The sequence below is a fragment of the Variovorax sp. LG9.2 genome, from assembly GCF_035018885.1.
GTDB lineage: Bacteria > Pseudomonadota > Gammaproteobacteria > Burkholderiales > Burkholderiaceae_C > Variovorax.
In genome coordinates this window covers 1-22,025 of sequence record NZ_JASJXB010000038.1, presented here as the reverse complement: position 1 = coordinate 22,025, position 22,025 = coordinate 1, and the positions used below count along the sequence as shown (strand labels likewise).

Annotated in this window: 24 protein-coding genes and 2 pseudogenes; 15 read left to right on the top strand and 11 right to left on the bottom strand. The window is 59.7% G+C overall.

All coding sequences use genetic code 11. From position 1 onward, the window contains the following. Nucleotides 1-105: 105 nt before the first annotated feature. Nucleotides 106-1,263: an MFS transporter gene (locus QN413_RS24155; protein ID WP_323499157.1), complete on the bottom strand. Its 1,158-nt coding sequence runs from the start codon at nucleotides 1,261-1,263 to the stop codon at nucleotides 106-108. 376 nt (nucleotides 1,264-1,639) lie between these two features. On the opposite strand from QN413_RS24155, the gene QN413_RS24150 reads away from it, so the two are divergent. From QN413_RS24150 to QN413_RS24125, 6 genes are all read left to right on the top strand, one after another. After that, on the top strand, nucleotides 1,640-1,945 hold the full coding sequence (locus QN413_RS24150) for a hypothetical protein (RefSeq protein ID WP_323499156.1): 306 nt from the start codon (nucleotides 1,640-1,642) through the stop codon (nucleotides 1,943-1,945). Between the two features lie 118 nt (nucleotides 1,946-2,063). Further along, nucleotides 2,064-2,444 (top strand): phosphatase PAP2 family protein, encoded by a 381-nt coding sequence (locus QN413_RS24145; protein ID WP_323499155.1) that lies wholly within the window; start codon nucleotides 2,064-2,066, stop codon nucleotides 2,442-2,444. Nucleotides 2,445-2,458: 14 nt separating this feature from the next. After that, nucleotides 2,459-3,787: a TolC family protein gene (locus QN413_RS24140; protein WP_323499154.1), complete on the top strand. Its 1,329-nt coding sequence runs from the start codon at nucleotides 2,459-2,461 to the stop codon at nucleotides 3,785-3,787. Nucleotides 3,788-3,827: 40 nt separating this feature from the next. After that, nucleotides 3,828-4,934, top strand: coding sequence for an efflux RND transporter periplasmic adaptor subunit (locus QN413_RS24135; RefSeq protein ID WP_323499153.1), 1,107 nt, complete (start codon nucleotides 3,828-3,830; stop codon nucleotides 4,932-4,934). Beyond that, complete coding sequence (locus QN413_RS24130; RefSeq protein WP_323499152.1) at nucleotides 4,931-8,023, top strand: efflux RND transporter permease subunit; 3,093 nt, start codon at nucleotides 4,931-4,933, stop codon at nucleotides 8,021-8,023. Before QN413_RS24135 ends, QN413_RS24130 begins: the two co-directional genes overlap by 4 nt. Before the next feature lie 204 nt (nucleotides 8,024-8,227). Then, entirely contained in the window at nucleotides 8,228-9,145 is a 918-nt protein-coding gene (locus QN413_RS24125) for a class I SAM-dependent methyltransferase (RefSeq protein WP_323499151.1), read from the top strand. A gap of 266 nt (nucleotides 9,146-9,411) precedes the next feature. Here the strand turns inward: QN413_RS24125 and QN413_RS24120 are convergent, their stop codons facing one another. After that, nucleotides 9,412-9,927, bottom strand: coding sequence for a hypothetical protein (locus QN413_RS24120; protein ID WP_323499150.1), 516 nt, complete (start codon nucleotides 9,925-9,927; stop codon nucleotides 9,412-9,414). A 145-nt stretch (nucleotides 9,928-10,072) separates the two neighbouring features. On the opposite strand from QN413_RS24120, the gene QN413_RS24115 reads away from it, so the two are divergent. The 9 genes and pseudogenes from QN413_RS24115 to QN413_RS27440 form a co-directional block, all read left to right on the top strand. Next, nucleotides 10,073-10,783 (top strand): response regulator transcription factor, encoded by a 711-nt coding sequence (locus QN413_RS24115; RefSeq protein ID WP_323499149.1) that lies wholly within the window; start codon nucleotides 10,073-10,075, stop codon nucleotides 10,781-10,783. Between the two features lie 589 nt (nucleotides 10,784-11,372). Then, nucleotides 11,373-12,029 (top strand): phosphatase PAP2 family protein, encoded by a 657-nt coding sequence (locus QN413_RS24110; RefSeq protein WP_323499148.1) that lies wholly within the window; start codon nucleotides 11,373-11,375, stop codon nucleotides 12,027-12,029. 91 nt (nucleotides 12,030-12,120) lie between these two features. Then, nucleotides 12,121-12,420 carry a transposase gene (locus QN413_RS27455; RefSeq protein WP_416352244.1) on the top strand — a complete coding sequence of 100 codons (300 nt, stop codon included), beginning with the start codon at nucleotides 12,121-12,123 and terminating at the stop codon, nucleotides 12,418-12,420. Between the two features lie 143 nt (nucleotides 12,421-12,563). Continuing rightward, the gene (locus QN413_RS27450; protein ID WP_416352243.1) at nucleotides 12,564-12,758 is read left to right on the top strand and encodes an IS3 family transposase; all 195 of its coding nucleotides are present in this window, start codon (nucleotides 12,564-12,566) and stop codon (nucleotides 12,756-12,758) included. After that, nucleotides 12,688-13,338, top strand: coding sequence for a DDE-type integrase/transposase/recombinase (locus QN413_RS27445; protein ID WP_416352242.1), 651 nt, complete (start codon nucleotides 12,688-12,690; stop codon nucleotides 13,336-13,338). Before QN413_RS27450 ends, QN413_RS27445 begins: the two co-directional genes overlap by 71 nt. Nucleotides 13,339-13,351: 13 nt before the next feature. Next, nucleotides 13,352-13,576: pseudogene (locus QN413_RS24100) on the top strand (integrase); the annotation flags it as partial. A gap of 81 nt (nucleotides 13,577-13,657) precedes the next feature. Then, complete coding sequence (locus QN413_RS24095; protein WP_323499147.1) at nucleotides 13,658-13,957, top strand: BrnT family toxin; 300 nt, start codon at nucleotides 13,658-13,660, stop codon at nucleotides 13,955-13,957. Then, complete coding sequence (locus QN413_RS24090; RefSeq protein WP_323499146.1) at nucleotides 13,941-14,207, top strand: BrnA antitoxin family protein; 267 nt, start codon at nucleotides 13,941-13,943, stop codon at nucleotides 14,205-14,207. The genes QN413_RS24095 and QN413_RS24090 overlap by 17 nt, the downstream gene beginning before the upstream one ends. A gap of 182 nt (nucleotides 14,208-14,389) precedes the next feature. Continuing rightward, nucleotides 14,390-14,579 (top strand): annotated as a pseudogene (locus QN413_RS27440) (IS3 family transposase); the annotation flags it as partial. Nucleotides 14,580-14,839: 260 nt separating this feature from the next. Here the strand turns inward: QN413_RS27440 and QN413_RS24085 are convergent. The 9 genes from QN413_RS24085 to QN413_RS24045 form a co-directional block, all read right to left on the bottom strand. Then, on the bottom strand, nucleotides 14,840-14,953 hold the full coding sequence (locus tag QN413_RS24085; protein WP_323499145.1) for an ureidoglycolate lyase: 114 nt from the start codon (nucleotides 14,951-14,953) through the stop codon (nucleotides 14,840-14,842). A gap of 2 nt (nucleotides 14,954-14,955) precedes the next feature. Next, nucleotides 14,956-15,822 carry a MurR/RpiR family transcriptional regulator gene (locus QN413_RS24080; protein ID WP_323499144.1) on the bottom strand — a complete coding sequence of 289 codons (867 nt, stop codon included), beginning with the start codon at nucleotides 15,820-15,822 and terminating at the stop codon, nucleotides 14,956-14,958. Between the two features lie 91 nt (nucleotides 15,823-15,913). Further along, nucleotides 15,914-17,326, bottom strand: coding sequence for a dihydropyrimidinase (gene hydA, locus QN413_RS24075; RefSeq protein WP_323499143.1), 1,413 nt, complete (start codon nucleotides 17,324-17,326; stop codon nucleotides 15,914-15,916). 6 nt (nucleotides 17,327-17,332) lie between these two features. Beyond that, nucleotides 17,333-18,574, bottom strand: a complete 1,242-nt coding sequence (locus QN413_RS24070) for a cysteine desulfurase-like protein (protein ID WP_323499142.1) — start codon at nucleotides 18,572-18,574, stop codon at nucleotides 17,333-17,335. A 17-nt stretch (nucleotides 18,575-18,591) separates the two neighbouring features. Continuing rightward, entirely contained in the window at nucleotides 18,592-19,377 is a 786-nt protein-coding gene (locus QN413_RS24065) for an amino acid ABC transporter ATP-binding protein (protein WP_416352241.1), read from the bottom strand. Next, nucleotides 19,374-20,045: an amino acid ABC transporter permease gene (locus tag QN413_RS24060; RefSeq protein ID WP_323499139.1), complete on the bottom strand. Its 672-nt coding sequence runs from the start codon at nucleotides 20,043-20,045 to the stop codon at nucleotides 19,374-19,376. Before QN413_RS24060 ends, QN413_RS24065 begins: the two co-directional genes overlap by 4 nt. A gap of 133 nt (nucleotides 20,046-20,178) precedes the next feature. Continuing rightward, a complete protein-coding gene (locus QN413_RS24055; RefSeq protein ID WP_323499138.1) occupies nucleotides 20,179-20,961 on the bottom strand; it encodes a transporter substrate-binding domain-containing protein in 783 nt (260 codons plus the stop codon). Nucleotides 20,962-21,286: 325 nt separating this feature from the next. Then, nucleotides 21,287-21,448, bottom strand: coding sequence for a hypothetical protein (locus QN413_RS24050; RefSeq protein WP_323499137.1), 162 nt, complete (start codon nucleotides 21,446-21,448; stop codon nucleotides 21,287-21,289). Nucleotides 21,449-21,506: 58 nt separating this feature from the next. After that, complete coding sequence (locus QN413_RS24045) at nucleotides 21,507-21,626, bottom strand: hypothetical protein (RefSeq protein WP_323499174.1); 120 nt, start codon at nucleotides 21,624-21,626, stop codon at nucleotides 21,507-21,509. Between the last annotated feature and the right edge of the window lie 399 nt (nucleotides 21,627-22,025).

The following is a 22,025-nucleotide window of genomic DNA, read 5'->3' as shown; positions in this document are numbered from 1 at the left end:
CGAGGGCAACGGAAATTCAGCGTGACCGCCGTTTGCCGTGTCATTCCGCAGCCGGGCGGTGTGCAGATGGCATCGGTCTTGGGCGCACTGCAACAGTGAACCGACTCAAGGCGTTGTGTCCACGCTCGAGCGGGGATCCGTGCTGCTTGGACTGATCGATTGGTAGGCCAGCCCCGCGAGCGCCACAAGGCAAAAAACGGCGCTGGTATGGAACGTGACCGTCGCGCCGAATCGATCCCACAACAATCCGGCAACGACGCTGGCCACGAGCAAAGCCACGCCACTGACCAAATTGAAGACCCCGTAGGCAGTGCCTCGCAAGTCGGCAGGGGCAGTGTCCGCCACCATCGTGGCGAGCAAGCCCTGAGTGATGCCCATGTGAACGCCCCACAGCGCGACGCCAATCAGCACGACGGCCCAATGATCGCTGGCCGCGAGCACCACATCTGCCACGATCAAGACAACGAGGCCGGTCGCCAGCAACTTGCGATGGCTCATGCGGTCGGAGAGTTTGCCAAACGGATACGCGGCCAATGCGTAGACCAGATTCATCGCCACCATCACCAGCGGCACCAACGCGACGGGCACCCCACTCTGATGGGCCCGCAACACCAGGAACGCTTCGCTGAACCGGGCCAGCGTGAACACCGCGCCAATACACACCACCCACCAGTAAGAGGAGCCAAGGCGCCGGAGATTCTCGCGACCGATCGGATTGATCCGCTTCGCGACTGGCTTGGACGCAGGCTCCCGAAGACCGAATGACAGCAGCGCGACGGACATCAACCCGGGGATCACCGCAACCCAGAAAACGGCTCGGAAATCGTTGGCCCAGAGCAGCATCAAGGTAACGGCCAGCAGCGGGCCCAAAAACGCCCCGACGGTGTCAAGCGACTGGCGTAAGCCAAAGGCCGCGCCCCGCAGGTGCGGTGGCGAGACGTCGGCCACCAAAGCGTCTCGCGGCGCACCGCGTATCCCCTTGCCTACGCGATCCAGAAGCCTGGCCGTCAGCACGAGCCCAATGGACGGAGCGAGTGCAAACAGCGGCTTGGTCAGTGCGCCCAGGGCATACCCAAATACGGCCAGCCCCTTGCGCTTGCCGAGGTAGTCGCTCAGTGTCCCAGAGAAGATCTTGACGATGAGCGCGATTGATTCGGCCAGCCCTTCGATCAAGCCGACCGTAAGTGCGCTAGCACCCAGGGTTGAAACCATGAACAGCGGCAGCAAGCTGTGGATCATCTCGGAGGAAATATCCATCAACATGCTGACGAACCCGAGCACCCATATGCCGGCTGGGATTTGGCGCAGTGTCGCGCCCCGACGGGTTGAGTTCACATGATCCTCAGGTTTCGTTCGTTGTTTTTTACACCCTCAGGGTTGATAGGTGCGGAGGAATATGGGAAGTCGCGCCGACTATGGCTCGCAATGAAATCGTCTCGTCGGGGCAGATAGGGCAAATTTAACGAGCAGTGTGGCCGGCAAAGTGTCTTCACTTGCGTCTAAAGGTGAACTTGACGAACGCGGACGATGACCAATCACCCCGAGGCGATTCAAAACGTCTTGCAGGTGACGCGATGCGTTGGTTCGCCGCGCGCCCACCCTGATCATGACGCTCGGTCAATCCAGGATGACTTGAACGTTGAGCGTTTCGGTTCTTAAGGATTCCATAAGCCGTTGTGCACCAAGCTGGATGGGGCGTTTCAAGAATCACCATCCCGAAAATCAAGTTCCTTCATGCACTTCGGCCCATACGATCAATACCCATTTGGTTTTTCACCGCCTTGCGCCCGACCAGCTGGTCCGAATCGGAGCGGCTGCTGTATTGACTTTGAGCACCATCGGTTTTGCTGCCGAGGCCATTGGCGTGTGCGCGAACGGGTTGGCAATTGCCCTGGACGGCTCCATTCAGATATGGATGCGCGCCTATCGGCGCGTCGGCTTCTGAACAGGTTTTTAACCTGATAACCCAAGCACACAACACTGTCGAGGTGCTACTCCTTGCGCTGACGCTCAGCCGGTACTTCCACCGCGCGCATGAGCGATTTTGGTCAGCTCTAGCTACTATGGTGGTTCCCAGCGGAATGCTGCTGAACCTGCACATGAAGCATATATTTCAACGTGATCGGCCCGAGGGTACAGTGCTTGATGGGTTGTCGAGGGTGCTTAGTTTCCCAAGCGGACACACTATGGCAGCAACGATTGTCTATGGCGCAGTAATCGCTGACCGCCTCTCAATGCAAAAGCAAGACCGCGGACGCGCCAACGCTGTAACTGCATTCCTCACCAAGATCGTGGCAGTGGCCCTGAGTCGCGTGTATCTCGGCGTGCACTATGCGAGTGACGTGTTGACTGCAATGTTCGAAGGCGTCGCCTGGCTGGCTGTCTGCTCTCTTTTCATTCCCGCGCATGCCGCTGCGCCCAATGTCAAAACTCTGTGCAAATGAGATGCAGACTTCTTTTGTGGCTGGCCCTCGCATCGATCCAGGGATGCAGCTTCTACAAGGCCGAAACGCTGCCCAATGCGCCGGAATTTCCTTTGGATGTCGCCGCGGTTGGCGCGCCTTCTTTGTCACCGTTAACCGCGACATTGCTTCCGCCACATCCATTCGATGCATCAGACGGATTGGACATCACCGAGGTCGCGACGCTTGCGGTCCTCAATAATCCCGATCTTCGTGCAGCGCGATTGGCGCTTCGGGTTTCCAAGGCACAAAGCTTTGCTGCCGGCCTTTTGCCCGACCCTCAGATCAATTTCAGTCATGACTTTCCGAAAATCACAGGCCCGGGCATCAGCACAGCATTTCTCGTTGGTCTGAGCTATTCGGTCAATACGCTTTTGGCGCACTCGACCGTGAGAGCTGCCGGAGACAGTGACGATAAGCAGGCCGAGCTGAACTTGGCTTGGCAGGAATGGCAGACGATTGCGCAGTCACGGATGCTGTTTGTACGTCTGAAAGGTGCGGAAGCGAGAGACACTCTGCTCACGCAGACACGCGCTGTCCTGGCCGATCGCGTCGATCGCATGCAGCGTGCACTGACCCAGGGACTGCTGAGCCTTGATGCGGTGACCCCTCACCTGGCCGCGTTGCAGGACATCGAGCGGCAGGTAAGCGATCTGCGACGCCAAACGAATCAGGGCCGCTATGAACTGATTGCGCTGCTCGGGCTGGGACCTGACACCGTGCTCGTCTTGCAAGACAGCCCGGCGCTGCCTTTGATCGAAAGCACATCAATCGACCTCGAATTGCCTGCCCTGCTTGCGGCGCGGCCAGACATCAGGGCATTGCGCGCTGGGTACCAAGCGCAGGACGCCAGATACCGCGCAGCGCTTCTCAACCAGTTTCCGGCGTTCACTTTCGGGGTCCAGCGAGCACGCGATACCAGCAATGCTTACACGCGGGGCTTTTCCATCAACCTAAGCTTGCCGCTCTTCAATGGCGGCCGCGGGGATATACGCGTTCAGGACGCTACGCGCGACAAACTGCGCGCGGACTACCAGCAACGGCTCAACTCCGGCAGTACTGATGTCCACCGGCTGCTCAGTGAACAGGCGATCAGTCAACACCAGCTCGTGGGTGTTGAGCGCGCACTACAAACCTTGCACTCAGCCAGAGACCGCATGCGCGAGGCCTTACTCGCCCACAACGTCGATGCGCTGGCACTTGCAACTCTTGAGACCGCCACGCTGGCCAAGGAAACCGAACGCATCGACGCGTTACAGGCGCTGCAGGAACAACGCATCGCCCTTTTGACCCTCACCGGGAACAGCGGAAATTTGACGCCATGACCCCTTCAAAAAACGACCGCTCTTGCCGAGGAATTTCGTTTTGAACCGTACGACCTTCAACAAGACGACGGTCGCAGTCGTGCTGGTCGCGCTGTGCGGCGCCGCATTGCTTTGGGCTCGAGCAAAAACGCCGTCGACGACGACCACAGCCGATGCAGCCGTACCCAGTGCGGGCGGCGTTGCAAGCGTCGTCACCGCCCTGCCGGCCAAGATGCGCGCGCCTGTGACGACCATTGCGTGGGGCGAAGTGTCGCCCGCGCAAACTCAAACGATCAGTTTTGCGAGGCCGGGCCAGATCGCAGCATTGAATGTCGTCATCGGACAGCGAGCAGCCAAAGGCACGGTACTGGCGCGCCTGACGGCGGATCCACTTGCCGCGGCAACCCTGGAGCAAGCGCGAAGCGCTTCGACTTTGGCGGAGGGCGAAGTCAAGAGAATGCAGGCGCTGTTTGCTCTTCAGCTTGCCACAACATCCCAGGTAGACACCGCCAAACGAGTGGCCCAGGATGCCCGCAGCGCGCTCGACGCACAGCAGGCTTTGGCAGGAGGCCGTGACGCGACCGAAGCCACAGCACCATATGACGGCGTTGTGATGGGCCTGACCGCTGCTCTAGGTGACAGGCTGGCCGCCGGCGCGCCCATTTTGCAGTTCGGACGATCCGACCGGTTACGCGCGCTGCTTGGAATCGAACCTGCGGACGTCGCCAAAATCCATGTCGGTGACCTTGTGACCCTTAACCCATCAAGTTCACCAGGGCCGGACGCGCCCGGCGTTCTCAGCATGGAGGGCAAAGTGAGCAGTCTTCAAGGCCTGCTCGACCCAAAGACTCAGCTTGTGAATGCACAAGTCACGCTCTCGCCTGACGTCTCGCCAATGATCGTGGCGGGAACCCGAGTGAAGGCTCAGATAGTGACGGGAAGCCAGGACGGATGGGCCCTGCCTCGGCAAGCCGTTTTGACGGACGATCGCAGCGCTTACGTGTTTGCCGTGATGAACGATATGGCCCATCGGGTCGACGTGCGCCGCCTGTCCCAGTCGCAAAACGTGATCGTCGTAAGCGGACCGATCACCGAGCAAATGCGAATCGTCTCACTGGGAAATTACGAAATTGTGGATGGCATGAAGACGCAGGAGAAAAAGCCGTGAGAACAGCCGCGTGGTTGCACGGTCACCGCCGCTCTGTTTTCTTCTTTTTGGCGCTTCTGACTTTTATCGGTGCGTTTTCCGCCACACAGCTGCCAGTTTCCCTGTTTCCGACAGTCCAGTTCCCGCGCATCGCGCTGTCCCTGGATGCGGGCGACCGGCCAGCCACGCAAATGGAGCTCCAGGTCACTCGCCCGGTGGAAGAAGCCGTGCGCAGCATTCCGGGCGTACTGAATGTGCGGTCAAGTACCAGCCGCGGCGCAGCCGAAGTGTCCCTGAATTTCGCATGGGGCACCGAAATGGTGGGTGCCACGCTTCAGGTCAATGCGGCGCTGGCTCAGATCCAGACAGGGCTGCCGGCAGGCACACGAATCACCGCTCGGCGAATGGATCCCACGATCTTTCCCATCATCGCCTACAGCCTGACGTCGGAGAGCATCAGTGCCGCAGCGTTACGCGATCTGGCGACATACCAACTCGGCCCCCTCCTTTCGAGCATCAACGGCGTCGCGACAGTGCAGGTGCAAGGAGGCGCGATCGAAGAAGTCCGAGTCACCGCGGACCCCCGTCGGCTCGGGAACTTCGGCTTGTCTATGGATGATCTGGCTAAGGCATTGACCGCCGGCAATGTACTGACGGCTACCGGCCGCCTCGAAGACCACTACAAACTGTTCCTGGTTCTGGCGGACACGCGGTTCAAGGGTCTGGATGAAGTGCGTCAGACTGTTGTTGCCAGCGGTTCGAACGGCGTGGTGCGGGTCAGCGACGTGGCCGACATATCCAACATGCCTCGGCCGGAATATGTGCGGGTGACTGCCGACGGCAAGGACGCCGTGCTGGTGTCCATCCGCCAGCAACCCGGAAGTAACAGCGTCCAAATCGCAACCGATGTGTCTGCAGCCTTGTCCGCCTACGCGCCCAAGATGCCCAAGGGGGTGCACGTAGCAAACTGGTACGACCAAAGCAAGCTTGTCACAGCTGCGGCGACGAGTGTTCGCGATGCCATCCTGATTGGCGTCTGCCTGGCAGCCATCGTGCTGCTTGTGTTCCTGCGCAATCTTCGCCTCACAGCCATCGCCGTCGTTGTCGTGCCTGCAGTCCTCGCAATCACGGTCGTCGTGCTGTATCTGCTTGGCATGAGCTTTGACATCATGACGCTGGGTGGAATGGCCGCGGCTGTGGGCTTGATCATTGACGACGCGATCGTGATGATCGAACACATCGAGCGGCGCATAGAAAGGTTCAAGGCAGGCAACGAAGGGGAACTGGCAGACCGGATCGGCAGCGCGGCCGTCGAGTTCCTGCGTCCGCTGGCAGGGTCGAGCGCCGCGACGCTGGTGATCTTTGCGCCGCTAGCATTTCTGTCCGGCGTGACAGGCGCGTTCTTCAAGGCGCTGTCGCTCACTATGGCAGCCGCACTCGCCATCTCGTTCGTCGTGACATGGCTGGCAGTGCCCCTGCTTGCCCAACGATTGCTGCATGCACGCCCCGCTGCTAAGCAGGATCGTTTGACCCGTCGGTTTCGCATCGTTTATCGACGCTGGTTGCCGAAAGTCCTCGCGCGCCCCTGGTGGGCAGTGCTCTGCGCCTTTGTGCTGATAGCGGTCGGTGGGCTAGCATTTCAACGTGTTGGCTCAGGGTTCATGCCCTCGATGGACGAGGGCGGTTTTATCCTGGACTTTCGCATGGCTCCCGGCACCTCGCTGACGGAAACAGACCGCGTCGCCAAGCAGGCGGAGGAGTTGCTCATGACGATTCCAGAAGTCGATACGTATTCGAGACGCACGGCCACGGGCTTGGGCGGCGGGCTGAGCGAGAGCAACCAGGGGGACTTCTTCGTTCGTCTCAAGGACGGCCCTCGAAGACCGGTGCAGGATGTCATGCAAGACGTGCGCGCAAAGTTCGAGGCCCAGATCCCAGGGCTCAACATCGAGCTTGCTCAGCTAATGGAAGACTTGATCGGTGACCTGACCGCGGTACCTCAGCCTGTCGAGGTCAAGCTCTTTGGAGTAGACAGGGCGGCCCTTGAACAGACCGCTAAGCGAGTTGCTGCACGCGTGGCAAAAATCCCAGGCCTGGTAGCCGTGCGCGATGGCATCAATCCAGCAGGCGACGCGATCAACGTCACTGTCGACCGCACCAAGGCCGCAGCAGAGGGGCTCGATCCCGATGCAGTCGGCAAGACGCTTCAAACCTACCTGACGGGTGCCGTGACAACGTCGTTTGCACGCGGTTCCAACATCACCGACGTGCGTCTGTGGATTCCGGCGGAGCAACGCACAACAGATGACCAACTTGCGCAATTGCCCATCAGGGCGCCGGATGGTCACATGGTGCCTCTTGGCCGGATTGCCGCGTTCGAGACGCAAATCGGCCAGGCACAGATCGCACGCGAAAACCTGAAAGCCATGGTCGCTGTCACTGGACGCATCGAGGGACGAGACCTCGGCTCGGCCGTCGCCGACGTCAAGACCGCAATGCTCGAGGCCAACATTCTCCCCGTGGGGGCCTACTACGAACTCGGCGGCCTGTACCAGCAGCAGCAGGTGGCATTCAAAGGTCTGATGCAGGTCTTTGCCGCGGCCACAGCGCTGGTCTTTCTCCTACTGCTCTTTCTGTTTGAAAGTTTCACTCTCACCCTTTCGATCCTCATTACTTCCCTGGTGTCTGTCTCTGCCGTCTTTATCGGCCTTTGGATAACCGGCACTGAACTCAACATCTCCGCCATGATGGGGATGACCATGATCATCGGAATAGTGACAGAAGTGGGAATTTTCTACTTTTCCGAGCAGCAAGAGCGCATCGACCAAGGCTGGAGTCATCGCCGCAGCCTCGTCGCGGCCGGCCAATTCCGCGCGCGTCCTATCGCCATGACAACGCTCGCAGCCATCTTGACACTTATGCCACTTGCGCTTGCGATCGGAGCCGGCTCTGAAATGCAGCAACCCCTAGCCATTGCAATTATTTCGGGACTCGTCGTGCAATTGCCATTGGTGCTGTTCTTCATGCCGGCGCTTTACCACATCTTTCAGCCCCTGCGGTCTCGACCGGCATCACTCCAAGAACGGCCGCTCGCTGCCACCGTCTCGTGATGAGCAGATCAATGGCCAGCGGCACCCGGTACTTACGCGAATGACGGCGTCGGAGTTGGAATGTCGTTTTACCGCTTATGTCCTCTCATTTCGACCCAGTCCCACTGATCTATTCGCCGCGCAAGTCAGAACGGTTACGGGCAAAACATGCCTCTTTCCAAAGGTAGGCGCAGCATGACAGCTCCACACTCTGCTTTTCCCCCTATGTCAGATGACTACGATCCGTGGTACCAGTGGCTTCGGCATTCTCGACATGGCGATGACGCCGCATTGCAGCAGATTGTTCAAGGAGAGGTGGTCGAGTATGTGAATCGTCTACTGGATGCGATATCGTGGCGTTCAGACATGACGCTGTTGGACGTGGGCACTGGAGAGGGTGCAGTGGCATTTCGTGCCATCGAACGCGTCGGATCCGCACTGCATGCGGTGTTCACCGACATTTCTCCAAAGCTTCTTCGCTATGCCAAGGACAAAGCTTTACAGACTGGTGTAGCTGAGCAGTGTTCCTTTCTGCTGCGGAGTGCGGATGCGCTCACCGACATACCCAGCGGATCGATTGACGTGGTGACCAGTCGCGCCGCACTGGCCTATGTTTCTAATAAATCTGGTGCACTAGACGAGTTCTTTCGGGTGCTAAAACCTGGGGGCCAGATATCCATTGCGGAGCCCATATTTCAGGACGAGGCCCTTGAGCTGGTATTTGCGACGGACTGGCTGGCGCGCCATGCAGAGGCTGGTTCCTCCCCGCTGCCCCTTTTGCTGCGCTGGAGAGCGGCGCAATGGCCCGACACACTGGAGAAGCTCCAGGTCAATGCGCTGATGAACTACTCCGAGCGTGATCTATGGAAGCTCTTCGATGCGTGTGGATTCGTAGGGCTTCACATGGAACTCCACTTTGACATGCGTGCCATGCCCGCAATCAGCTGGGAGTCATTTTTGCGTAGCTCGCCGCACCCTTTGTCTCCGCCTGCCGGGGTCATCCTTGCCGAGAGGTTTTCGCCGGGCGAAAGCGCTTGCATCGAAGCTATCCTCCGTCCGGTGATCGAAGCCGGCAATAGCAAGGCGACCGTCCGACTTGCCTACCTAAGCGCGACCAAGCCAGAATTCCAATTAAACCGCTGAGCAGGTGCTGCTGAAGATCAGGAAAATTTGCAGACGCCTTGAGCGTTAACTGGGACTTAATTGATTCTTAAGCCGGACAGTCATATGGTCCAGCCATGAACGATCAACCCCGTCCGCTGTCTGCGTTATCCAATGCGGTGGCAGACAACAGCGCAACGGAGGGTTTCATCCTGCTTCAAGAAGTAGGATGGTTTCGACCCACGCGTGCTTCTGGGAGCGTCGCCGCGCAGCGACGCCGCACTGGGTCAGAAGAATTGGCGGTATCGTCATTTCGGCCTGTCGTACTTCCACTTGATTGCCTTGGGGTCCTTGGAATGAGCTTTGATGTAGCGCGAAAGCTTCTTGTCGAGATCCCTGACCGGGACGAAGATGCATTGGCTAATCACGTCTCGCTGGATGCGCGAGAACCAGTTCTTTACCTGGTTGAGCCACGAGAAATACGTCGGCGTGCAAGAAATCCGGACCCGGTTGTGTTCTACAAGAAAGGTATGCGGCAGCACAGTCTTGTTGCTGCTGACGTCTTCGCAGATCGTGAATCCCTCGTCGGGCGGGCTGACTGGCGAGCACGTCCTGCAGGTATCCTCAAAAGTGTGCAGCCACCAATCCCGGGATTGTTTCCGGACCGCAACGGCTCTATGGCAGATTCGAAGAATTAGCGGCTTTGGCAGCTCGTCGATGTACATGCGGCGATCACGCGCTGTCGCGGTGACTTGATTGAATGCGGCGTCATGGCAATCATGGAGGTTTTTCATTGGCGTCACAACGACATAGAGCTGCAACATGTACGGGACGACTATGGGCGCCGACGCACCGACCCGCGCGTCCTGGCCTGTGCGATACCGCGACAATCTTACCGACGTCACCCTGGCGGCGTCCTTACAATTCAGACTATGACGAGAGGTCCGTCGCAGTGGAATCATGAGGACGATGCGCATCCTTCTCGTCGAACACGGCTCTGCCGCCAGCGCCTTTTTGCTGACCAGTTTGATCCATTCGGGGCATGAGGTAATCCGAGCGACGAATGTTGAGGAAGCCGATCGAAAGTGGCGCACAGCAAACGTAGATGTGGTCGTGCTCGATCAACTGCCGACGCACACCACCAGTGCGAGTGATCTCGCACGCGAACTGGAGGCGCTGCGTCTGGAGCGCGGCCGCGGCAGTCGCAGGCCAGTGCTTGTACTGAGCGCGCGCAATACGACCGAGGATCGAATCGCGGGGCTCGATGCTGGAGCCGACGACTATCTTGGAAAGCCGTTTGACGTTCGCGAGGTAGAGGCCAGGTTGCGCGCTTTGGTGCGATGTTCGCAAGGCGCCGAAGACGCCGTCGAAGTCGGGCAGCTGAAACTCGATCGTAGAGCGCGCCGCTTCGCCCTCGCAGGCAGGCCGCTCGATCTTCCGGTCCGGGAGTTTCAGGTCCTTTGGGAACTTATGGATTCGCCCGGGAAAGCCATTGCCAAGAACGTATTGTCGGCAGCGCTTTCTTCCAGCGCGAAGGCACTTAGCGACAACGCGATCGAAACTTTTCTCCATCGATTGCGCAAGCGACTACAGGGCAGCGACGTCGCCATCCTTACTATACGACGCGCCGGCTACATGCTGCTCGCACGGACGGCCAGCTCCGACGATCGTCATCGATAAAGTGAGAGGATTTGTCGCGCTAACGGCGGACCGCCCGTCTCCCGCTGCGCAAAGGGAAAAGCTCGTGCGCGATCGAAGCTTTGAGGACGTGATTGCGCGGCAGTGGTTAGGCGGTGGTGCAGCAACCCCTTGCTGACATCGTCACCGTACCGGAACGACGGACGTTCTGCTGGTTTCGGATGTCGCTTGACACCTGGACTGAACAGGCTAAATCTGTCGAGTGAGAACAGTTGTTTCGGCTCGCCGTTGCGGCGTGGGAGCCGTTGTTTTGCGTCGTTCGCCTGTTTGAGTGCGTATTTCGGCGAAGGTGACCGAAGATCTCGGCATGGTAGTCTTCACTCGCGCCTCCAATAATAACTTTTCGCGGTCTGCCGCTGCGTGCGGTGGTAGGGTGATTGGGTTATCGCCTTTGCCGTGCCGTGTCATGCGGAGGTCGTTGCAGCCCGCATTGAACGACTGAGTGGAGCGTTCCAGGACTGCGCATCATCGAACGAACCTGAGAAGCTTGCCCTGTCCTCCGGCTGGGCGTTTTCTGCGAGCACATCAAAGGCCATCCAACGATCCTTGCATTCAAGGCGACTCAAAGAAAATGGAGAGCGGTGTACCACTTTTGCACTTCTGGCGCCTCACCACGCGCTTGGGTGAAGCGCAAATCTTGCTCCCCGCAGCTCTGTTCGCTGCACTGACGCTGTCGGCGCGACCGGCCTCTCGCCCGTTTGTTTACCGGTGGGTCGCATTGCTAAGTGCGGGTGTTGTTGTCACGATAGCGAGCAAAGTCGCCTTCATAGGTTGGGGTGCGGGCTGGGCAGCGGTGAACTTCACCGGAATGTCAGGACACGCGATGCTTTCAACGGCCGTTTATCCTGTGCTTCTCGGAACGTTTGCGAGCTCAGGAGCCGGCACGAGGCGGAACGTTGCGATCGGCGCCGGTTGTTTGCTCAGTATTTTAATTTGTGTCTCGCGCCTGCTGTTAGGCGCGCACTCCTTTGCGGAGGTTCTTGCCGGTGGTTTGGTCGGCGCGCTGATCACTGGCCTCCTCTTCAGCAAGAATCACCAGCCTCTCGAAGCCGTCACTCCGGTCATTCTTATTTTGTTGGTGACGTGGCTCGCTCTCATGTCGGCATTTGCTCCTTCTTCGAGAACATTCTCAGCCGTAACCGAACTGTCGCTCTATATTTCAGGCCAGGAGAGGCCCTACACGAGGAGCCGGATGATGCGAGATTTCCGACGCCAGCAAAGTCGCTGAAAACCTGTTTGCTTTGCGCAATCATGGGTCAAGTGTCCTGGTCAAATGAATTCGCACACTCGGATGGGGGGAAATCAGTTGGACAGTAAACGTGACGAAATCAACCCGAAGAGTATTTGACGCGAGCTTCAAGCTGCAAGTCGTTCAGATGATCCGCGTCCAAGGGCTCCATATCGGCCAAGTATGCCGGGACATGCGATTGGGCGAGACGGCTGTGAGGCGTTGGCTGGCACAGGCCGGTGCCGAACAACTCGGTCAGCCTGGAATAGGCAAGCCCTTGACAGCCGGGCATCAGCGCATCCGTCAGCTCCAAGCCGAGAACGAGCAACTGCGAGGCGATGTGGATACGTTAAAAAAAGCCTCGGCCTTCTTTGCCCGGGAACTGCGATGAGCTTCCAACTCATCGAGCGGCTGCAACACAAGGACAACGCCGTGCCGGTGGAGCAACTCTGCCGGGTGCTGGAGGTCAGCCGCTGAGGCTACTACGCCGCACGCAAACGCAGGCAGATCCCGCCTGCAGTATGCCAAGCCAGCGTGCATTTGAAAGCTGCATTCGCCGCCAGTGGTGGTGCTTACGCAAGCCGTCGTCTCCGGGCGGCAGTGGCCTTGCGAGGCGTCGTAACGGGCCGCTATCGCATGCGCAGTTTGATGCGCCCGCATGGCTTGCGCTCGGCGTGGAAGCGCAAGTTCGTACACACCACCGACAGCCGACATGCATTGCCGATCTGACCCAACGTGCTCGATCGTCAGTTCAATCCGATGCGGTCCAACCCAGCGTGGGTCGCTGACATCACCTACATCAGAACGCGCAGCGGCTGGCTGTATCTGGCTGTATCTCGCAGTGGTGCCAGACCTGTTTGCGCGCAAGGTCGTGGGCTGGGCAATGGCCCCGGACATGCGGGCGATGCTGTTGTGTCAGGCGCTGCAGCTGGCCATCGCACAGCGTCAACCGGCGAGCGGCTTGATCGTACCTTCGGACCGTGGAAGTCAATATGCAAGCAACGCGCATGGAGCCCTGCTCACCAAGCACGGGCTGGTGGGCAGCATGAGTCACAAGGGAAATTGTTGGGACAATTCAGTCATGGAACGCTTCTTCCTGAACTTGAACTTGAACTTGAACCTGAAGATGCAGCGGATCTGGCAGCGAGATTACGCCAATCATGACGAAGCCATGAGCGACATTGCCGACTACATCGTCAGCTTCTACAACAGTGTGCGGCTGCACTCCGCACTGGGCAACTTGCCACCCAATGCCTTCGAGCAGAAATCGGCAATCAATCAACCTATTGATGTGTCAGAAATAACTTGACCGGGGCACGGTGGTGCGGGACATCGTGAAGGCTAGACGCGCACTTGCCGGAGTTGAGGGAGATTTCAGCGCGCATTCGCTGAGAGCCGGCTTCGTGATGGAGGCCGGGCGTCAGAACATGTCGCTGCCCGAGACCATGGCCATGACGGGACACCAGAGCGTCACCGTGGCGATGGGGTATTTTAGGGCAGCGCGCGCGCTGGGGAGCAAGGTCGGGCGGATGATGGACGAGAGTTAACGTCACATGGTGACGCTTCGGGACTTCACTGCCTCACACACGCCATTCAACAGGAATGTACATGATGGTAATATACAAATCATGGTAGACCTGAGCCGTGTGACGGGGTTTGATTGGGACAAAGGCAATGCCCGCAAGAATGAAAAGCATGGTGTTTCCATGGCTGAATCAGAGCAAGTGTTCTTCAATGCGCCCCTGCTGCTCTTGGAAGATGGCGCTCACAGCCGTCAGGAACTCCGCCTCCGCGCCTTGGGCAGAACCGATGAAGGACGCACATTGCATATCACGTTCACTTTGCGCCAGGCCAACTTGTTGATTCGCGTGATTTCAGTCAGGGACATGCACCGAAAGGAGCGAGCCATCTATGACCAAGCAGACTAAAGCGATCCCGAAGTTTGCTACCGAGGCGCAGGAGCGTGCGTACTGGGAAAAGCACGACTCTGCGGACTATCTTGACTGGTCGAAAGCCAAGAAGGTGACGCTGCCCAACTTGAAACCAACGACCAAGACGATTTCGCTGCGCTTGCCCCAGCACCTGCTGGACTCGATCAAGGTCGCGGCGAACGCCCGCGATGTACCCTACCAGTCGCTGATCAAGGTCTGGCTGCAAGAAAAACTTCGCACTCACTGAGCAGACGGCCGGTTATTTTGGGCGTTAGCGCACTCGAACGGTCTGGGGCCTGATCAGCGGCGGACATGCGGACGCTCGACCGAAGAGTTGTCAGGTGATGCGGGGGGTGAGGTGGAATTCTTGGACTACCCGAAAGTAGTTCGGGGATGCGGACGAAATCTTGGATTACCAGGAGGTAGTTCATATATTCGTACGAAGACAGGATATTCGAGGAGTCGAGCTGTGCATCAAGCTCGCAAACGGGTCAGGGCGATCATTCGTCAGTTCGGTTATCCAACCAAGAATGCCCTGAAAGGGCTGTGCCGGGAATTTGAGCGGCGCCTCGATTTGCCTGTGGGCTATGCGGGCCGATGCCCCAAGTATTCACACGCTCTGTGGGCGCCGAAGCCGGATTGACCCACCGTGTCGACATTTCGCTGACCCTCCTCATGGACTTTGAACAGAGCAGCGGCTAGCGATTCCGCTAGTTGTCCCGGGTCACCCATAGTCCGGCAAAACCGGCTTAGGGGGCCAACGCTCGGTCGGCGCCAACAGGCCAAGGTGGTCGGTCTGATGCGCCAGATGATGGTGCGAGGACGCTTTGCATCCGCTACCGGCCAGATCGACCGATGCCATGCAGGGTGGCACTCGGCTTAGCCTTGATTGACCAGCAGGCGTTGCCCGCTGTCGCCGGCCTCGATGACATCGCCAAACGGAGCGAACGCGGCGGCTGACAAGGCGTCAAGCCTCAGCGTGATCGTGCGCATGGTTAGCAGTCCACGTCTTCGAGACCGGATCGAAATGTTTCGGCCGCATCCGGGCTCTGCTTGCCGCGCTTGCTGAAGGCCACGCCCATGGCCAGCGTCTGCGCCAGGCTCATGGCGGCGCACAGCGAGCGAAAGCCAAGCAGTTCGGCATCGTTAACCTCCAGCACCAGGTCGGCGCCCTGCGCAATCGGGCTGAAGATCGAATTTGTCAGCGCAAGTCGCTTCACGCCGCGCCGGCTGAGCTGCTCGCAGACCTGCAGGGTATCGCCGGCGTAGGGCGGAAAGCTCACGGCAATCAGCAGATGGCCGACGCCAGCAATTGAGGCCTGCTCGCTGATGCCGCCGCCCAGGCCGTTGATGTGCACCGTCGGGCAACCGACCCGGTTCAGCGCATAGGCAAGGTAGGCGGCTACAGCATACGACCTGCGCAGCCCCACCACATGCACCAGCGGGCTCTGCTCGATCAGCTCGATGGCGGCCCGCAGTGGCAGTCTGTCGGCGTCGGCGCACAGGTGCTCCAGCGACACCATGTTGGCTTGGCTGAAGGCACGCAGCACCTGCGAAGGATCGTCGGGATTATCCAGCGTCTCCTCGCCACCGAAGTGCCGGATGCGCTCGGGAAAGCTCGGCTGCCCTGCATGCTGAAGCGGCTCGCGAAAAAGCCGCTGCAGGTCGCTGTAGCCTTCGCATCCTAGGGACTGGGCGAGGCGAATGAAGGTCGCGGCTGCCACATTGGAGTTGCGCGCCAGTGTGGCAACCGGGTTGAGCGCCACCTCGTTCGGATGGTCCAGCGCGTAGCGCGCGGCGGCGCGCACGCGGGGCGTGAGCCGCTCACCCTCGCGGCCAATCAGTTCGCGCAGCTCGGCCAAGTTGGCGGGCCGCGCGGGGCGGTCCGGTCTGACGCGGCTGGCCGGTGTTACGGACTGAACGTATGGCGTCACGGGGCGGGCCGGGGCAAGTTCAAAACGCCTGCACGGTACCACGCGGCACAAAGCGCCCCATGCCTTCGCGACCCAGCCATTGCTCGCCGTCTACGATCAACTCACCGCGCAGGAAAACCTTTTTCACCTGGCCGCGCAGCAGCCGCCCTTCAAGCAGCGTGTAGTCGCACTGGCTGTGCAGGTGTTCGGCATGGATCACCTGCGTGGCCGCCGGGTCGAACAACACCAAGTCGGCATCGCTGCCGACGGCAACCGTGCCTTTTTTTGGGAACAGGCCGAACAGCTTCGCCGGCGTGGTCGAAGTCAGTTGCACAAAGCGGTTCAGCGACAGCTTGCCCTGCATCACTCCGATGTCGAACAGGCTGACCAGCCGGGTTTCAATGCCGGGCGCTCCGTTGGGGATTTTCGAGAAGTCATGCCGGCCGCTCATCTTCTGGCGCTGGTAGCCCAAGTGGCCTTCCTTCATGCAAAAAGGACAATGGTCGGTGGCGATGACCTGCAGGTCGTCATAACGTAGCGCGCGCCAAAGGTGCTTCTGGTCGTCCGCTGTGCGCAGCGGCGGCGTCATCACATATTTGGCAATTTGAAACTCGTCGCTGTCGTAGACCGAATCGTCGAACAGCAGGTAGTGCGGGCAGGTTTCGGCAAACACCGGAATACCCTCAGCGCGAGCGGTGACGATGTGCTTGAGCGCCTGGTTCGACGAGACGTGGACGAAGTAGATCTGCGCCTCGGCGAGCTCTGCCAGCCGTATGCCGCGGTGCGTGGCTTCACCCTCCAGGATCGCCGGCCGGGTCAGCGCGTGGTAGCGCGGCGAGGTGTGACCTGCCTCTAACGCTTCCCTGATCAAAAGGTCAATCACAGTGCCGTTTTCGGCATGCAGAGCCACCATGCCGCCCTCGGCGCCCACCTGGCGCAGCATTTGGAAGATGGCCGCATCGTCGGCCATCATCACGCCAGGGTAGGCCATGAACATTTTGAAGCTGGTCACGCCTTCGTGCCGCATGGCATGGCGCACGTCGGCCAGCACCTGCGGATCAACCCGCGTGACGATGACGTGCAGGCTGTAGTCGATGTTCACCTGCGGGTCAGCCAGGCGCTGCGCCCGCGCAATCGCCTCGAGCGGCGAGTCTTCGGCGGTCTGCAAGGCAAAGTCCACCACCGTGGTGGTGCCACCGAAAGCCGCTGCCCGCGTGCCGCTGGCAAAGGTGTCGCAGGTAACCGTCGGGCCGATGATGTTTTGAAGGTGGACGTGGGTGTCCACGCCGCCCGGCAGCACATAAAGGCCACTGGCATCAATGATCCGGACGTCTTCGCCCACGACCAGGTTCCTGCCGATGGCATGGATTACGCCGTCTTGCATCAGGACATCGGCAACATAGTCGTCGGTGGCCGTTATGACGCGGCCGTTTCGGATTAGCGTGATGCTCATGGTGCTTCAGCCCAGGGCTTCGTCAAGATGGCGGATCAACCGGTCGATCTCTTCCAGGGTGTTGTAGTGCGCCATCGATACCCGTACCACGCCGCCCTCACCCTGCAGCCCGAGCGCTTCAATCAGGCGCTTGGCATAAAAGTCCCCAAAGCGGATGCCGATGTTGAACCGGTCCAGGTGGTGGACGATGGATTCCGAGGCGCGGCCTTTGATCATGAAACTGATAGTCGGAACGCGCTCGCCGGGCGTCTGCACCGGCAGGCCCACGATACGAACGCTCGCCTTGCCGCGCAGGTAGGACAGCAGCCGCTCGGCCAGCCGGTCTTCATGTTGCTCAAACAGGTCGAACGCCGCCTGCATCAATTGGCGTTGGCTGCCGGTGGCGCCGTGCGCCGCGCCCATGGCGCAAAAATAGTCCGAAATGCCGATGCAGCCGTATGACAGCTCGTAGTTCACATTCCCGGGCTGCAGCTTGTAGGGCAGCACCTCGGACCCGATGAAGTAATGGTTGAGGCTGGGCAGCGCCAGCAGCATGTCGCGTTTGCCCCAGAGCACGGCAAAGTGCGGACCGAACACCTTGTAGAAGCTGAAGACATAGGCATCCGCACCGCTGGCCTGCACATCGACCAGGCGATGCGGCGCGTAGGCCACGGCATCGACCAGAAGCTTCGCGCCCGCCGCGTGTACCAGTTTGGCCACCTGGGCCACAGGATTGACAGTGCCCAGGATGTTGGAGGCATGCGTCATGGCCACCCAGCGGGTGCGCGGACTCAGGAGTTTTTGCAGCTCGTCCAGATCCAGCGCCAGCGTATCAAGGTTCACGTTCCAGAACCTGATGACTGCACCCGCTTTTTCCAGCCGAGTCCAGCCGCCGATGTTGGCTTCATGGTCGGTGTTGGTAACGATGATCTCGTCGCCCGGCTTTATGCCCGGCAGCAACGCCTGGGTGAATAGGAACATTAGGCTGGTGGAGGCGCCGCCCATCACGACCTCGTCCTCGTGCGCTGCATTAATCAGCTGAGCGACCGAACGCCGCGCCGCAATAACGCGCTCTCCGGCCGCAACCGATTCGGAATAGCTCGCGCCTAGCTGCACCGCGCTGGTCAGCAGGTAGTCACGCACCCGGTCGGCCACGCGGGCGAGCACCTGCGAGCCGCCGGCGTTGTCCAAAAAGGTATAGCCACTGGCCAGCGCCGGAAACTCAGCGCGCACCAAGTCAAGGTTCAGTTTGGTTTGCAACGTGCTCATAAAGAAATTCTCTGGTTTCAATGGCTAACGATGGCCCGCAAGAACGCCTTTGTGCGCTCCTCGTGGGGGTTGCTAAAAAATTCCATAGGCCGGCCCTCCTCAATGACACGCCCCGCTTCCATAAAGATCACGCGGTTGGCGACGCGGCGGGCAAAGCCCATCTCATGGGTGACGACGACCATGGTCACGCCGGACTTGGCCAGGTTCTGCATCACGTCCAGCACCTCACCGACCATTTCCGGATCGAGCGCAGAAGTGGGCTCGTCGAACAGCAACACCTTGGGCTCCAGCGCCAGCGCGCGTGCAATCGCCACACGCTGTTGTTGGCCGCCCGAGAGTTGTGCCGGCAATTTGTGCGCATGATCGGCCAAGCCGACCTTGGCAAGCAGTTCGGCCGCCCGAAGGTCGGCCTGCCGCCGACTCAATCCGCGCACGCGCAGCGGCCCCAGCGCCACATTGCGCAAGGCCGTCAGGTGCGGAAAGAGGTTGAAACTTTGAAATACCATGCCAACCTCGGCTCGAACCAGCGCCAGCGACTTCCCGCGCACCACCGGCTGGCCATCCACGCAAATCTCGCCTTGCTGGTAGTCCTCCAGCAAATTGATGCAGCGGATCAAGGTGGACTTGCCCGAGCCCGACGGGCCGACGACGACGACCACCTCGCCCTCAGCAATGTCGAGATTAATGTCGTGCAGCGCAATGAAGTCGCCGTAGCGCTTTTGTAGCTGACTGATGCGGATCAGCGGCGCAGCGACACGTGCATGCGGCAAGGTTTCGGGTCGCAATGAAGTCTTTGTGGTCATCGGGTCGCTGCTCGGTGGCGCGCTTCAAAGTAGCCGACCAGCCGCACCAGTGGCAGCAGCAGCAGCAGGTAGAGCACAGCGGCGCCGATCAGCGGCGTTGGGTTGGCCGCCAGGGCCTGCGCCTGAGTGGCCTGCTTGAGTAAGTCGGGCATGGCCACAACCGATGCCAGCGCCGTGTCCTTCAGCACATTGATGCAGTTGCTGGTCAGCGGCGGCACCACGATGCGAAAGGCCTGCGGCAGTACCACGTCACGCATGGTGTCCAGGAAACTCAGCCCCATGGCTTCGGACGCCTCGAACTGCCCCTTGGGCAGCGCTTCGATGCCCGAGCGGAAAATCTCGGCGGCATACGCGGCCGACACAAGGGACAGCGTCAGCACCGTCGATGCGAACGACGACAGGCGCACACCGACAAATGGAAAGGCGTAGTAAACCAGCACCAAAAGCACCAAGATCGGAATCGAGCGGAACACGTCGATGTAGATGCGAGCCGTGGCACGCAAGGGCGCCGGGCCGTACAGCCTGACTAGCGCCAGCAGCAGACCGCCGGCCAGGCCCAGCAAAATGCTCAGCGCGCCCAGCATCACGGTTATGCCCAGGCCCTGCATCAACATGGGCAGCGCGCCGCGCAGCACGCTCCAGTTGAAAAAGGTGTCGATTAGATCCATGCGGAAGGGCCCGTCCTCTGGCTTACGTCGTTGCCGGATTCAGGTACGAGGGGCGACAAAGAAGCCCCCCGCCCTGGCCTTGCTGCTGTGCGGATTGACCTGCACCGGCTCGTCGAGCCGACCAGGCAATGGCTTACTGTCTGGGGACGTCCATGACCTTGGCGCTGGACGACTCGGCAGAAGGCAGGGTGCCGAACCATTTCTGGTGGGTTTTTGAAACGAAACCATCCTTTTTCATTTCCGTCAGGATGTCGTTGAGCCGGGTGCCTTCAGGCCAGTTCTTCGCCGTCATGAAGGAATAGCGCTCGCCGGTGGGAATGCGCGCGGCAATGCGGTACTGCGGCTTGTCCTTGATGTAGTACTCAACCGCCGGAATGTCGCTGATGTAGCCGTCGATGCGGTGCGCGGCAAGGTCCAGCATGGCGGGCGCCAGGCCTTCATAGCGGGTAATAGTGGCGATCTTGAACTTGGCGGTATTTTGCGTTGCGTACATGTCGCCGGTGGAGCCGGTGTCCACGCCGATCGTCTTGTCGGCGATATCTCCCAGGCTGTTGATTTTGGTGGCTTTCAGCACCGACAGCGACTGGTCGCTGTCGTAATAAGGCTGGGCAAAGGCCACCGACTCCAAGCGCTTGGGCGTAATGGTGATGGAAGAGACACCAATTTGGATGCGGCCCGATTGCACTGCCGAGAACAGGCCATTGAACGGAATATTTTCAATCTGCACCGTTTTGCCAGCGCGTTTGGCGGCTTCGTTAACCAAGTCGATTTCAAAGCCGACGATCTTGCCGCTCGCGTCCTGGAATTCCCAGGGCACGTTGCCGACGTTGGCGCCCACCGTCCAGTCGGCTGCCATCGCAGGCAGCGCCGAGCAAGCCGCTAGGCTGAACATCGTGACGTAGTGTTTGAATTTCATATTTTCTGACTCCAGTGACGTGAAAACGATTGAAAAGCCGACCTTTTGCGATGTGTTGGGTGTGTCGTGTTTGAAACTTTAGCAGGATAGAGTATTTGATTCAATATAAAATTCGGATGAATTATTTGAACCAAATTGGTGCGGATTAACTTCGATGCACTAGTTGGGCGCAAGCCAGCCCTCCCCACCTTCGGTCTGAACATCAAGTCCGTGCCGGTCAGTGAACTTGGGCACTGTCATACGATCGAGCGTTGCCAGACGCCCGATCCAGCCACCGAGCACCTCGGCATCGAACGCTCGGGGTGCCACTGGCAAAGGACGAAGCTCAGCGGCCAGCACGGGCGACATGCTTCAGGTGCTCCAGCGTGATGTTCTCGGTGCCGTCCGTGATTGCCAATGCAGCGGCTTCCTTGCGAAGTCGCGAGATCTCTTCGGTCACGCCGTCGCTTGCATAGAGGACGAGCTGAGCGATCGAACGCTGCATCATGTCCGAGGGCTTTCGCAGCGGCAGTACTCGCTCGAAAGCGCCCAGCAGCCGACGGAGGTCATCGCTCTCGCGCCCACCGCAGGATCTCGACCGGCGTGAAGCAGCTGATCATCTGCTGGTTGATGATCAGCGCCACCGGCGCATCGGCGGTGCCGACCAGCACGTTGCTGAGCTTCAGGACATTGGCGAGGAACTTCAGCAGGCTCAGGGAGGCGCGCTGTTGTCGGTAGTTTCAGGCCAGCAGGTGATGCACTTCGTCGAAGACCAGCCGAGTCGATGCTTAGAGATGCGTAATGACGGAAGTGGTCATGCCTTGTTCCAGACTTCGACCGCGAAGCGCCGCACGGTCTTTTCGTAACCAACCTCGGTGGTCGGCGCACTTTTCACGGCCGGTACCCAGGGGTGCGGGGGCGCCTTGAGGTGCTTGCGTGGACTCTCATGGGTCCGGAATCAGCAAATCACATGCCGAACCCACTAGAGCCGAAAGCATGTTGCCGCCGGCTGGCCAGCATCGTGCAGATGGTGTTGCAGGCACAACGCTCCAGGGCGCCGATGCAGCGCATGGCGGATCAGGTCG